We start from the raw sequence: 12697 nt of genomic DNA, 5'->3' as shown, positions 1-12697 counted from the left end.
TTGACCTGCAGTTTATCGGATGGACGGCCATGACCCTTCCACAGCGCCGGACAAGGGTCCCCGACCACCCTATCCGGACGCCGCATCCGGTGCCGTCGCCGCCACGTGGCGGGCCCACAGCCGCAGCGCCGGCCGCACCGGCGGGTACTCGAGCCCGTGCCGGCGCGCGAGGGCGGTGGCGGGCGCCGTCGGATAGGTGTCGGCGCTGAGAAAACTCAGGGTCTCCTTCTCCGCGCTGGTCAGGCGGGCCGGCAGAGCCCGCAGCGCCGCGACGGGTATCCGCAGGCGCGGCGCGGCCACCCCGAGTTCGTCGGCGACCAGCGCGACCAGCTCGGGCAGCGGCGGCGTGGCGTCGTCGAGGACCCAGTAGGCACGCCCCGCCGTCTCCGGGTCCCGCGGCATCAGCGCCAGGAAGCGCGCGAGGTGGTCGATGGTGACGACGGGCAGCACGGTGCGCCGCGAGCCGGGCACGGCGCGCAGCTGCCCGCGGGCGAGCTGCACGACCAGCTCCGCGAGACCCAGGTACTGATCGGCCTCCCCGGTCCGGGAGTCGCCGATCACCGTCCCGGGGTTGACCACCGTGAGGGGGACCCCGAGCTCCGCGGCGAGTGCACGCACCACCGCATCGGCCTCGATCTTCGACGCCTCGTATGCGCCGAACCTCCGGTAGATCCGGCGCCGGTGCCGGGGCGGCCACGGCGCCGGCACGGCCGGGTACGCCGCGACGCGGTAACCGCTGACGTGCACCAGCCGGCGCGCGCCGGCAGCGGCCGCGAATCGGGTGATCTTCTCGGCCAGAACCACATTCACCTCACGCGCCGCCCGGGCCGTCATCCCGAAGGCGAACGCGGCGGCGAGGTTGTAGACGTCGCGCACGTCCGCCGCCACGGGATCCAGGACGAGCTCGGCGGAGCCCGGATCGAACACATGGACCGAGAGCCGGTCCAGCGGCACCCCGCCGGACACGAGCCGGTCGCGCAGCCGCGCCCCCGACTCCGCGGTCCGCACCGCCGCGACGACGAGATCGTCGCCGTCCGGGTCGGTGAGCAGTTCCCGCAGCAGGCCGCGGCCGATGAACCCCGTCGCGCCGAAGACCACCGCGGCGCTCATCGCGCGGCTCCGAGGAGGTCGAGCGCGACGGCACGGGCGTCCACCAGAGGGGTCACGTCGTGCCGGGCACGGGCGACGGTGGTCGCGCCCTCGACGAGGCTGACGATCACCCCGGCGAGCCGGGCGGCATCGGGCATCCCGTCGCGGACGAGCACCCGCTCGAGGACCACCCGCCACGACTCGTAGACGCGGGCGCAGCTCTGCTGCAGAACGGGGTTGTCGGTGGCGGCGTCGACGGCGACGGAGGCGACGGCGCAGCCGGCCGCGAACCCGGATCGCCCGAGCCGGGCGGCGAGGTCGTCGAACACCGCGGCGACGATCTCGGCGGCGGTCCGCCCCTCGGCCAGCAGCGCCTCGAGCAGGCCGGTGAACTCCGCACCCACCCGGTCCAGCGCCGCCACGACGAGCTCGTCCTTGCCGCCGGGGAAATGGAAGTACACCGAGCCCCGGGGCGCACCGGAGGCGTCGGTGATGCGGGCGAGGCCGGTGCCGTGGTAGCCGCGGGTCTGGATCAGCTCCAGCGTGGTGTCGATCATGCGCGCCTTCGTGCGTGCTCCCTTGGTGGTCACAGCAAAATAATAGACCGGTCTACATATTTCTGTCGACACCGCGAGCCCTCCGCCGGACGGGCCACGCGCGACGGGGGGCACACTGAACCGGTTCCACTCTTGACAGACGAAAGGACCTTCCGGTGTCGGAGCTCGTCAGCATTCCCACCCACTGGTACAACATCGCGGGAGATCTGCCCGACGCCCCGCCGCCGCACCTGCATCCCGGCACCAGGGAACCGGTCACGGCCGCCGACCTCGAACCGCTGTTCGCCGCCGGCCTGATCGAGCAGGAGCTGTCCACCGAGACCGACATCGCGATCCCCGAACCCGTCCGGGAGGCGTACGCGACCTACCGCACCACGCCGCTGCTGCGGGCCCGGTCCTTCGAGCGCGCACTCGGCACCCCCGCCCGCATCTACGTCAAGTACGAGGGCGTGAGCCCGGTGGGCAGCCACAAGACGAATTCGGCTCTGGCGCAGGCGTATTACAACTCCCTCGACGGCGTGAAGAAGCTGACGACCGAGACCGGCGCCGGCCAGTGGGGCAGCGCGCTGTCGTTCGCATGCGCCAAGTTCGGCATCGATCTCGAGGTGTGGCAGGTGCGCGCCTCGTACGAGTCCAAGCCGTACCGCCGGCACCTCATCGAGGTGTACGGCGGCACCGTGCACTCGAGCCCGTCGGAACTCACCGCGTCCGGCCGCAAGGTGCGCGCCGAACAGCCGGACACCCCCGGCTCGCTGGGGATCGCCGTGTCCGAGGCCGTGGAGGTCGCCGCCGGCGACCCCGCCGCCCGGTACGCGCTCGGCAGTGTGCTCAACCACGTCGTGCTGCACCAGACCGTGATCGGTCTCGAAGCCGTCGCCCAGCTGCGCGCCGCCGGCGAGGAGCAGGCCGACGTCGTGTTCGGCTGCGCCGGCGGCGGCTCCAACCTGGCCGGCCTGTCGTTCCCGTTCCTGCGCGACGTGCTGCACGGTCGCGCCACGACGCGGGTGGTGGCCGCCGAGCCGGCCGCGTGCCCGTCCATCACGCAGGGCGAGTACCGCTACGACCACGGCGACATCGTCGGCCTCACCCCGCTGCTCAAGATGCACACCCTCGGTCAGGACTTCATCCCCGACCCCATCCACGCCGGCGGGCTGCGCTACCACGGCATGGCGCCGCTGCTCAGCCACACCGTCGAACTGGGATACGTGCAGGGCACGGCCGTCGCGCAGACCGACGCCTTCGCGGCGGCCGTCGAGTTCGCCCGCAGCGAGGGCATCGTGCCCGCCCCCGAGTCGGCCCACGCCCTCGCGGCGGCCGCCGAGTACGCGCGGACCGTCACCGGGCCCGAGGTGATCGTGATCGGGCTGTCCGGGCACGGGCAGCTCGACCTGCCGGCCTACGCCGCATACCTGCACGGCGAGCTCGGATAGCCCCGGAGCGTGTCTTCCTCCCCTGTGACGGGGAGGAAGACACGCCGAGGAAGTCTGTGATGCAACACACGCCCGGTCATCGGCGATACACCTGTGGAACCGCTCCACCGCGCCATGTCACCACCGGGAGGCCCCGATGCCCGACGCAGCCGACAACCTGGCCCTGCGCCTGCTCGACGCAGTGCACCGCACCCGAGGCGTAGATCCCGGGATCGTCACCGATCGCTACCGGGCCTACCGGGCCGCCCAGGGTGCGGACGCCGGCCGCGACGGGATCCGCGCGCTCCTGCGCACCTTCGAGGAGACCGGCGGCAGCGCCCAGTGGGCCGGCAAGGTCGGCCACTACCGTCGCCGCTACAGCCCCGACGAGGCCCCCATCGCCGCCGACACCGTCGAACTGGCCGCCGAGGTCCTGTACCGGCACGGCGTCGACACCATCGACGACCTCGCCGGTACGGACGACACCACCCTCGCCGGCGAGTGGCAGCGGCGCGGCGGCGACGCCTCCACCTGGCAGCCGCTCCTCGACGCCCTGCGGCCCGCCCGAGCCCTGCACACCGTCGCCTGAGCCCTGCACACCGTCGCCTGAGCGGGCCCGGATCCGGACGCAAACCCACCCGGGCCGCCCGCCGCCGGGCGCATACTCGACCTATGCGTTATTCCGGCCGTCCGGAGGCCGGGCGGCGGCTGGCCCGCTCGGTCGCCCACCTGCGCGACGCGAACCCCGTGGTCCTCGCCCTCCCACGCGGCGGCATCCCCGTCGCCCGCGAGGTGGCTCGCGCCCTCGACGCCCCGCTCGACGTGCTCGTCGTCCGCAAGCTCGGGGTGCCGTGGCAGCCGGAACTCGCGATGGGCGCCATCGCCGAGGGCGGCTTCCGCGTGCTCAACGAGGACGTCATCCGGATCGGCCGGGTGGCCGAGGACTCGATCGCACGGATCGAGGCCCGTGAACGCACCGAACTCGACCGTCGCGCCCGGCTGCTGCGCGGCGGCAAGGAGCGCACGTCGCTGTCGGGACGCACGGTGGTCCTCGTCGACGACGGCATGGCCACCGGCGCGACCGCTGCCGTCGCCTGCCTGGCCGCTCGGGAGTCCGGTGCCGAACGGGTGGTGCTGGCGGTGCCCGTGGCGTCCCCGGAGGCGGCGCGTCGCGTGGGCGCGGTGGCCGACGAGGTGGTGTGCCCGTTCACGCCCGCGGACCTGGGCAGCGTCGGCGCCGCATACGACGACTTCCATCAGCTCTCCGACGACGAGGCCGCCCGGCTGCTCGAGCCCGCCTGAGCACGCACCCGCGCACAACGGTTGTCCGTGTCCATCATTAACAGGTATCTTCACAGGTCAGAGCGAAAAGGCTACAAATCGGGCACCCCCGTTGCTGCGTTTTCCGTCCTCGTGTGATGCAATGCACATCCACCAGTGAAAAATTGATGGAGGGGTCACCGTGAGAGAGTTTGCCGTGCCACAGTCGTTCTCGATTCCCGAGGACGCATCGATGGCGGACGCCGTCTTCCGGCACGAGAAGGAGTCGCCGACCTGGGTGCCGTTCGAGCGCAGGGTCGACGGCCGGTGGGTCAGCGTCACCGCCGCCGAGTTCGCCGCACAGGTCCGCGGGGTGGCCAAGGGCCTGATGGCCTCCGGGATCGAACTCGGCGACCGGGTCGCGATCCTGTCGAGCACCCGCTACGAATGGGTCCTCATCGACTACGCGATCTGGGCCGCCGGGGGCTGCACCGTCGCGATCTACGAGACCTCCTCGGCCGACCAGGCCCAGTGGATCCTCGAGGACTCGGGGACCTCGCTGCTGGTCGTGGAGAACGACAACCACGCGCGGACGGTCGCCGCCGTGGCCGAGGCCGCGCCGGCCCTGCGCGAGGTCCTGCAGATCGAGGGCGCAGCGGGAGCGAAGGGCGCCGTCGACGAACTGATCGCGCGCGGCGCCGCGATCACCGACGAGCAGCTCGAGGAGCGGCGCCACCAGGTGCGTGCCGAGTCTCCCGCCACCCTGATCTACACCTCGGGCACCACCGGCCGCCCCAAGGGTGTGCAGCTGACCCACAGCAACCTGTGGGCCGAGGCGGCGGCCGTCAAGCTCGCCCTGCCGAACTCCATGGTGAGCGGCAAGCGGACCCTGCTGTTCCTGCCGCTCGCGCACGTGTTCGCCCGCGAGATCTCGTTCGGCGCGTTCGAGCACGGCGTCACCGTCGCGCACACCTCCGATCTGACCACGCTGCTCGACCAGCTCGGCGAGTTCAAGCCGAACTTCATCCTGTCGGTGCCGCGCGTGTTCGAGAAGGTCTACAACTCGGCCAAGCAGAAGGCGTACGACGGCGGCAAGGGCCGGATCTTCGAGAAGGCCTCCGATACCGCCATCGCGTACAGCGAGGCGCTGGACAAGGGCAGGCCCGGTCTGGGCCTGAAGATCAAGCACGCGGTGTTCGACAAGCTGGTGTACAGCAAGTTGCGCGCGGCCCTCGGTGGCGAGTGCGAGCAGGCGGTTTCCGGCGGCGCCGCCCTCGGCGCGCGCCTGGGCCACTTCTTCCGCGGCGTCGGCATCCCGATCTTCGAGGGCTACGGCCTGACCGAGACCACCGGTGGCGTCACCATCAACACCCCCGAGCACCAGCGGGTGGGCAGCGTCGGCCGGCCGGTCAACGGGCACGCCGCGCGGATCGCCGAGGACGGCGAGCTGCTGCTCAAGGGCCCCGCGGTGTTCGGCGGCTACTGGAAGAACGAGAAGGCCACCGCCGAAGCGATCGTCGACGGCTGGTTCCACACCGGTGACATCGGCAAGATCGACGAGGACGGATTCGTCCACATCACCGGCCGCAAGAAGGAGCTCATCGTCACCGCCGGCGGCAAGAACGTCGCCCCGGCCGTGCTCGAGGACGCTCTGCGGGCGCACCCGCTGATCAGCCAGGTCATCGTCGTCGGCGACGCGAAGCCGTTCATCGGCGCGCTGATCACCCTCGACCCCGAGGCCCTGCCCGGCTGGAAGGAGCGCCACGGCATTCCGGCCGACGCCCCGGTGTCCGAGCTGTTGAAGAACCCCGACCTGATCGCGGAGATCGACGCCGCGGTGGCCGAGGGCAACAGGAAGGTCTCCAACCCCGAGCAGATCAAGAAGTACCGGATCCTCGAAGTGGACTTCACCATCGAGACCGGCGAGCTGACCCCGACGCTCAAGCTCAAGCGCAACGTCATCCACGAGGCGCACGGCACGGCGATCGAGGCCATCTACTCGTAGGGCCACGCCCATGGTGAGCGAATGTATCCTTCATCTCCTCTGATCGAGTGAGGGATACATTCGCTCACTGTTGTTGGGGGGCCGGCACTTCGGTCACGGTCCGGACGAACTCGGCGACGTCGCGCGTCACCGTGCGGTGCACCGGTTCGTGCAGCAGGTCGTGGCCCGCGTCGGGGTACTCGCGCAGGTCCAGGGCCGGGATCGTCCGGGCCCAGGCCCGCACGGGGTCGATCGGGGCCAGCCGGTCGTCGGCGCCGTGCACCGCGAGCAGCGGGATGCGAGCCCCCGCGAGGATCTCGGCCGTCGCGGGCACGGCCGCCGAGCGCGGCGTCCCGCAGAGCACGGCGCCACGGAAGCGGCCGGCGTCGGTGCGCAGCAGCGTGAGGGCGGTCGCCGCGCCGAGCGAATGCCCCATCACCACCAGCGGCATCCCCGGCTCGGCACGCTCCGCCACCTCGGCGACGCGCAGCAGGTCCGCAGCCAGGTCGTCGAGGACGCCCGGTTCGCCGGGGCTGCCCTCGGACAGACCGTGCCCGGCGAGATCGATGCCCCACAACGCGATGCCGTGCGTCGCCAGGACCGCCGCGAAGCGGTGGTAGTGGCCGGTGTGCTGACGCATCCCGTGGGCGAAGACGACGGCGGCCGCCGCGCCGTCGACGGGCCAGTGTCGGTAGTGGATACGGCCGGTGCTGCCGTCGAAAAAGGGCATGCGGTCATTGTGCGCCGGTGCACAATCGCGGGATGACACCGACTACCGCCGCCGAGCGCAGTCGAGCCGAGGGGCGTGCCGCCCGCACCCGCGTGCCCCGCGGTGCGCACGGCGAATTCCGTTGCCCCGACCGCGACCCCGTGGCGATCTTCGAGCAGCAGAACCGCACCCGGCTGCCGGAACTGGTGCCGATCCGGTACGAGCGGATGACGGAGTCCCCGTTCGCCTACTACCGCGGCAGCGCCGCCGCGATGGCGGCGGATCTGTCCACCGAGGCCGTGACGGGACCGCACGTGGTGGCCTCGGGCGACGCCCATCTGGCGAATTTCGGCCTGTACGCCTCGCCGGAGCGACGGGTCCTGTTCGATCTCAACGACTTCGACGAGGCGTATCCGGCGCCGTGGGAATGGGACGTCAAGCGGCTGGCCGCCTCGGTATGGCTGGCCGGCCGTCACACCGGCTGCACCGAGCAGCAGTGCCGGGACGCGACCCTCGCGACGGTGCGCTCGTACCGCGAGACCATCCGGTTCCTGTCCGGCCTGACGGCCACCGAGCGGTTCTACTTCCAGGTCGACGCGGAAGAGATCGAGCAGGCGTCGCGGAATCCGGAGGCGATACGAGCCGTCGTGCAGAAGGCTCGCAGCCGCACGTCGGAACAGGTCCTGAGGAAACTGACGGTCACCACGGCCGACGACGTTCCGCGCATCGTCGACCAGCCCCCGATCGTCCGCCACCTCGACATCGGGTCACTCGACGCCATCGAGCGGATCGTCGCGTCCTACCGTGCGACGGTGCGGGCGGATGCCCAGCTGCTGCTTTCCCAGTACCGCGTCGTGGATTTTGCGATGCGGATCGTGGGGGTGGGCAGCGTGGGCACCCGATGCTTCCTCGTCCTGCTGCTCGGCCCGGCCGACGAGCCGCTGTTTCTCCAGGTCAAGGAGGCCGGGCGGTCGGTGTTGGAGACGCACGGCGGGATCCGGGAGACCCCGCACCGGGTCGAGGCCGACCTCATCGCGCACGGCCAGGGCGCCCGCGTCGTGGGGGCACAGCGGATCCTGCAGGCCCACTCGGATCCGCTTCTCGGCTGGATCACCGGCGTCCCCGGCGCCGACGGCGTGCGCCGGGACTTCTATGTGCGTCAGTTCCGGGACATGAAGGGATCGGTGCAGTGGGAACGGCTCAGGCCCGCACAATCGGAGCAGTACGGCCGGCTGTGCGGAGCGCTGCTCGCCCGCGCCCACAGCCAGAGCCCGGACGGCGCGTTCGTCGCCGGGTACCTCGGCCGCGGGACGGTGTTCGACGAGGCGGTGGCGCGGTGGTCCGCCGCCTACGCCGATCGCACGGAGCAGGACTGGAAGGCGTTGTGCAACAGCGCGGCACCGGCGTAGCTCACCAGCAGTGCCCCTCGCCGCGATAGGTGGGGACGGTGGTGCGGGTGCCGCCGGCGTCGACGAGATGCAGGTGCGCGAACCGCTCGCACAGCTCCCCCGCCTTGGCATGCCGCAGCCACACGCGGCCGCCGACGGGCAGGTCTGCGGCGGCGCGGCCGGTGACCGGGGTCTGCACCTCGCCGGCACCCTCGGCGCGCAGCAACCGCAGTCCGGCGGGCCGCACCGGCCGCGGTACCCGGGACGTACCCGTCGGGCCGGAGGCGATGTAACCGCCACCGAAGAGCGTGGCGATGGTGGGACTGGGCCTGCGCACCGTGGGCAGCGCGAAGTACAGCGCGGGCCGCGGTGTGAAGGCCCGGTATCGGTCGAACAACGTGGGCACGTAGAGGCCGGAGCCGGCGGTGACCTCGGTGACGACCGGGTCCGCGGAACTGATCTCGAGCGAACCCGTGCCGCCGCTGTTGACGATCTCGAGGTCGCCGACGACGGCGCGGACGGCCCCGACGACGGCGCTGCGACGGGTGGCCAGCTCGGCGGCCGACCGGCGCTTGATCAGGCGGACCGCGAGCGACGTGTCGGGCAGACCGGCGATCTGCGCCTCGTAGAACATCACTCCGACGACGGCGAAGCCGGCGGTCGTGGCGCAGCGGGCGAGCTGCCCCACCTCGTCGGGCGTGCGCAGCGGCGAGCGCCGCACGCCGAGGTGCACCGGCCCGAGCCGCAGCGACGCATCCACGTCGAGGCACACGCGGGGTCGCACACGGGCGGTGCCGAGGGCGTCGCGGACGATGCCGAGCTGGGCGGCGGAGTCGACCATGAGGGTGACCGCGTCGAGGGCGTGCGGCCGGCCGGCGAGTTCGGCGAGCGCGGCACGGTCGACGGTCGGGTATCCGAGGAGCACGTCGCGGGCGCCGCGCTCGACCAGCCAGAGCGCTTCGCGCAGCGAGTACGCCATGATCCCGCCGAAACCGCCGTCGGCGGTGAGGCCGGTGCCGAGCACCTCCTCGAGGACCGCGCGGCACCGGACGGACTTGCTCGCCACCCGCACGGGCGTGCCCCCGGCGCGACGGACGAGGTCGGCGGCGTTGCGTCGGAGTGTGGGAAGGTCGACGGCCGCGAGCGGCGGGTCCAGGTCGGCCGTCGCGTCGTGGAGCCGGTCGAGGGGGTGGGTCACGGCGGGGGTCCAATCCACGGCAGGTCGGGTCGTCGCGGCCAGTCAAGCACCGACTTGGACCTGTGTCCAGGTTCAGGTCGTTTCCACGGCCCGGCCGGCGACGATCGCGGCGATGTCGTCGAGTTCGGTGACGATGGCGTCGCTGTCACGATCCACCAGCCACCGCAGGACCAGGCCGTCGAGCATGGCCAGCGCCAGGCGCGCGACGGTCGAGACCGGCTCGACCCACTCGGTGCCGGTGCGGGCGGCGCACTCCTCGAGAAATGCCTGGGCCTCGACGTCCATGATGCGGTACTGCTCGGTGGCGATGTTGCCGCCGAGCGGCTCGCCGGCAGCGCGGTGGCGCAGCGAATAGGTGGTGATCTCGTAGGTGAGCAGCTGACGGTCGGCCGTCGCCTCGATCGTCGGCCACATCGCAGTGATCCCGGCGTAGAGCAGCTGCCGCAGCCCGCGCGGGCCCTGCGGGTCCGGCCCGTTCTGCGGGAGGGTGAAGGCGGTGCGCAACGCCTGGCTGAGCTGGAGCACCAGCGTCTCCCCCATCGCGGCGACGAGGGCTTCCTTGCTCTCGAAGCAGTAGTGCACCACCCCGAGCGATACGCCGGCGTGCTCGGCGACGGCACGCACTGTGACGGCCCCGAGACCGCCGCCCTCGGCCAGCGCGAGGGCGGATTCGACGAGTTGGGCTCGACGTTGGTCCGCCGGCAACCGGTTCAGCATGCCTCCGATCGTAGAACCCGGTCCGGATCCGTCGGCCCCTATTGACCTGGACGGTCGTCCAAGTCGATGATTGCCCCATGGCCACCGACCGTCCCGCAGCCACCTGGCGCAACTGGGCGCGCACCGAATCCGCGACGCCGCGCGCGTACGAGACTCCGGAATCCCTGGACGAGATCGCCGCCGTCGTCGCACGCGCATCCGAGCGGGGCCTGCGCGTCAAGGCGGTCGGGGCGGGACACTCGTTCAGCGGCGTCGCCGTCACCGACGGCGTGCTCGTCTCCCTCGACCGGTTCACCGGCATCGAGGACGTCCGGCCCACCTCCGCCGGTGCGCTCGTCACCGTGCGGGCCGGCACCCGGCTGCGGGATCTCAACCGGCTCCTGTGGGATCAGGGTCTGGCCGTGCCCAACCTCGGGGACATCGACGTGCAGTCGCTCGCCGGCGCGATGTCCACCGGCACCCACGGCACCGGCGCGCGATTCGGGGGCCTCGCCACCGTCGCCCGCGCCGCCACCGTGGTGCTCGCCGACGGTTCCGTCGTGCACTGCTCCCCCGACGACCACCCGGAACTCTACGAGGCCGCCCGGCTCGGCCTCGGCGCCGTCGGCATCCTCGCCACGATCACACTCGAGTGCGTGCCCGCCTTCGCGCTGCACGCCGCGGAAGCGCCCGGCACGCTGCACGACACCCTCGCCGTGCTCGAGCGCGACCGGCTCGCCGTCGACCACTTCGAGTTCTACTGGTTCCCGCACACCGACCGGGTGCTCACCAAGCGCAACACCCGGCTGCCCGCCGACGCGCCCGGCGCCCCGGTGGGCCGGGTACGGGGCTTCGTCGACGACGAGGTGCTCGCCAACGGCATGTTCGAGGTCGTCCAGCGCGTCGCGACCCGCGCCCCCGCGACCATCCCGCGGCTCAACGAGTTCGCCGCCCGGACGCTGTCGCCGCGGGAGTTCGTCGACCGCAGCTATCGCGTCTTCGCCTCCCCGCGCCGGGTCCGGTTCCGGGAGATGGAGTACGCCGTACCCGTCGGCTCGGTGACCGACGTGCTCACCGAGATCGATGCGTGGCTCTCCCGCAACGACTTCCGTGTCGCTTTTCCCGTCGAGGTACGCTTCGCCGCCGCCGACGACGTGTGGCTGTCGACGGCACACGGCCGCGACAGCGCGTACCTCGCCGTGCACCAGTACCACCGGCGCGAGCACCGGGCGTACTTCGATGCGGTCGAGGCGATCGCCCGCGCCGTGGACGGACGGCCGCACTGGGGCAAGATGCACGGCCGCAGCGCGGCCGACCTGCGCACGACGTATCCGCGCTTCGACGACTTCCTCGCCGTCCGCGACCGTGTCGACCCGCAGCGCACCTTCGCCAACCCGTACCTGGACCGCGTGCTCGGCCCGTAGGCCGCGGGCTAGCCGAAGGACGCCTCGATCGAATTGCGCGCCAACGTCTCCCGCTGATCGGACGTGAGCCCGAGCCGATCGCGCAGCGCCGCGAACGTGTCGTCGACGTACCCGCCGAAGTACGCCGGATCGTCGGAGTTGACGGTCACCAGCAGACCCGCCTCGAGCATGCGCGGCAGCGGATGCCGCTCGAGCGAATCCACCACGCGCAAACGGACGTTGGACAGCGGACAGACCGTGAGCGGAATCTGCTCGTCCACGAGGCGCGTGACGAGGAGGGGGTCCTCGAGGGATCGGATGCCGTGGTCGATGCGTTCGGCCCCGAGCAGATCCAGTGCCTGCCACACGTATTCGGGCGGTCCCTCCTCTCCCGCATGGGCGACCGTGTGCAGGCCCTCGGCGCGGGCGCGGGCGAACACGTCCTCGAACAGCGACGGCGGATAGCCCACCTCCGCAGAGTCCAGGCCCAGCCCGATGATCGGAGCCGACAGGCGCAGCAGCTCCCCGAACACCTCCTCGGCCTCGTGCACGGGCCGGTCCCGCACGACGGAGGCGATCATCGCCGCATCGACGCCGAACTCTCGCCGGCCCGCCGCGACGGCGTCCGCGAGGCCCTCGACCACCTCCGTCAGCGGCACGCCGCGGCTCGTGTGCGCCTGCGGGTCGAAGAAGAACTCGGCCCGCGTCACGCCGGCCTGCGCCGCCCGGCGCAGGTACGCCCGCGCGAGATCGGCGAAGTCCTCGGCCGTCCGCAGCACCTGCATGTTCGCGTAGTACAGGTCGAGGAAGGACTGCAGATCGGTGAACTCGTACCGGCTGCGCAGTTCCGCGAGGTCGGCGTACGGGAGCGCGACCCGGTTGCGCTCGGCCAGAGCGAAGATCAGCTCCGGTTCGAGAGTGCCCTCGATGTGGACATGCAGTTCGGCGAGCACGATCCTCCTTCGTCGACGCGTCCCTTCCGCGGCCGCGCGGAAGGGACGCGG

12 protein-coding genes are annotated in these 12697 nt (G+C 71.8%); 6 read left to right on the top strand and 6 right to left on the bottom strand.

What is annotated here, in order from left to right:
- Positions 1-69: 69 nt before the first annotated feature.
- Together HFP48_RS09425 and HFP48_RS09420 are read right to left on the bottom strand one after the other, a co-directional pair.
- The gene (locus HFP48_RS09425; protein WP_168579392.1) at positions 70-1110 is read right to left on the bottom strand and encodes an SDR family oxidoreductase; all 1041 of its coding nucleotides are present in this window, start codon (positions 1108-1110) and stop codon (positions 70-72) included.
- Positions 1107-1679 carry a TetR/AcrR family transcriptional regulator gene (locus HFP48_RS09420; RefSeq protein WP_168579391.1) on the bottom strand — a complete coding sequence of 191 codons (573 nt, stop codon included), beginning with the start codon at positions 1677-1679 and terminating at the stop codon, positions 1107-1109. The genes HFP48_RS09425 and HFP48_RS09420 overlap by 4 nt, the downstream gene beginning before the upstream one ends.
- Positions 1680-1801: 122 nt before the next feature.
- On the opposite strand from HFP48_RS09420, the gene HFP48_RS09415 reads away from it, so the two are divergent.
- The 4 genes from HFP48_RS09415 (at position 1802) to HFP48_RS09400 (ending at position 6320) form a co-directional block, all read left to right on the top strand.
- Positions 1802-3076, top strand: coding sequence for a TrpB-like pyridoxal phosphate-dependent enzyme (locus HFP48_RS09415; protein ID WP_168579390.1), 1275 nt, complete (start codon positions 1802-1804; stop codon positions 3074-3076).
- A gap of 136 nt (positions 3077-3212) precedes the next feature.
- On the top strand, positions 3213-3644 hold the full coding sequence (locus HFP48_RS09410; RefSeq protein ID WP_006938685.1) for a hypothetical protein: 432 nt from the start codon (positions 3213-3215) through the stop codon (positions 3642-3644).
- 83 nt (positions 3645-3727) lie between these two features.
- Entirely contained in the window at positions 3728-4357 is a 630-nt protein-coding gene (locus HFP48_RS09405; RefSeq protein ID WP_006938688.1) for a phosphoribosyltransferase family protein, read from the top strand.
- Positions 4358-4517: 160 nt separating this feature from the next.
- Positions 4518-6320, top strand: a complete 1803-nt coding sequence (locus HFP48_RS09400) for a long-chain fatty acid--CoA ligase (RefSeq protein WP_168579389.1) — start codon at positions 4518-4520, stop codon at positions 6318-6320.
- A 64-nt stretch (positions 6321-6384) separates the two neighbouring features.
- On the opposite strand, the gene HFP48_RS09395 is transcribed toward HFP48_RS09400, so the two are convergent.
- Positions 6385-7029: an alpha/beta fold hydrolase gene (locus tag HFP48_RS09395; RefSeq protein WP_161995668.1), complete on the bottom strand. Its 645-nt coding sequence runs from the start codon at positions 7027-7029 to the stop codon at positions 6385-6387.
- Between the two features lie 32 nt (positions 7030-7061).
- Here HFP48_RS09395 and HFP48_RS09390 point away from each other — a divergent pair, with 32 nt between their 5' ends.
- On the top strand, positions 7062-8417 hold the full coding sequence (locus HFP48_RS09390; protein WP_161995669.1) for a DUF2252 domain-containing protein: 1356 nt from the start codon (positions 7062-7064) through the stop codon (positions 8415-8417).
- Between the two features lies 1 nt (position 8418).
- On the opposite strand, the gene HFP48_RS09385 is transcribed toward HFP48_RS09390, so the two are convergent.
- Both HFP48_RS09385 and HFP48_RS09380 read right to left on the bottom strand, forming a co-directional pair.
- Positions 8419-9594, bottom strand: a complete 1176-nt coding sequence (locus tag HFP48_RS09385) for an amino acid deaminase/aldolase (RefSeq protein ID WP_168579388.1) — start codon at positions 9592-9594, stop codon at positions 8419-8421.
- A 72-nt stretch (positions 9595-9666) separates the two neighbouring features.
- Positions 9667-10311 (bottom strand): TetR/AcrR family transcriptional regulator, encoded by a 645-nt coding sequence (locus HFP48_RS09380; protein ID WP_029542519.1) that lies wholly within the window; start codon positions 10309-10311, stop codon positions 9667-9669.
- Between the two features lie 77 nt (positions 10312-10388).
- On the opposite strand from HFP48_RS09380, the gene HFP48_RS09375 reads away from it, so the two are divergent.
- A complete protein-coding gene (locus HFP48_RS09375) occupies positions 10389-11714 on the top strand; it encodes a D-arabinono-1,4-lactone oxidase (protein ID WP_168579387.1) in 1326 nt (441 codons plus the stop codon).
- An 8-nt stretch (positions 11715-11722) separates the two neighbouring features.
- Here the strand turns inward: HFP48_RS09375 and HFP48_RS09370 are convergent, their stop codons facing one another.
- Positions 11723-12646: an adenosine deaminase gene (locus tag HFP48_RS09370; RefSeq protein WP_168579386.1), complete on the bottom strand. Its 924-nt coding sequence runs from the start codon at positions 12644-12646 to the stop codon at positions 11723-11725.
- Positions 12647-12697 lie beyond the last annotated feature (51 nt).

Source organism: Rhodococcus sp. DMU1 (assembly GCF_012272955.1).
In the GTDB taxonomy this organism is placed as follows: Bacteria; Actinomycetota; Actinomycetes; order Mycobacteriales; family Mycobacteriaceae; genus Rhodococcus; species Rhodococcus aetherivorans.
The sequence above is the reverse complement of the archived record's forward strand: the minus strand, read 5'-3'. Positions and strand labels throughout refer to the sequence as shown.

Bases quoted from the DNA above. Each gene is read 5' to 3' on its own strand.
- HFP48_RS09425 (WP_168579392.1), bottom strand. From the start codon at position 1,110: ATGAGCGCCGCGGTGGTCTTCGGCGCGACGGGGTTCATCGGCCGCGGC.
- HFP48_RS09410 (WP_006938685.1), top strand. From the start codon at position 3,213: ATGCCCGACGCAGCCGACAACCTGGCCCTGCGCCTGCTCGACGCAGTG.
- HFP48_RS09405 (WP_006938688.1), top strand. From the start codon at position 3,728: ATGCGTTATTCCGGCCGTCCGGAGGCCGGGCGGCGGCTGGCCCGCTCG.
- HFP48_RS09395 (WP_161995668.1), bottom strand. From the start codon at position 7,029: ATGCCCTTTTTCGACGGCAGCACCGGCCGTATCCACTACCGACACTGG.
- HFP48_RS09390 (WP_161995669.1), top strand. From the start codon at position 7,062: ATGACACCGACTACCGCCGCCGAGCGCAGTCGAGCCGAGGGGCGTGCC.
- HFP48_RS09380 (WP_029542519.1), bottom strand. From the start codon at position 10,311: ATGCTGAACCGGTTGCCGGCGGACCAACGTCGAGCCCAACTCGTCGAA.
- HFP48_RS09375 (WP_168579387.1), top strand. From the start codon at position 10,389: ATGGCCACCGACCGTCCCGCAGCCACCTGGCGCAACTGGGCGCGCACC.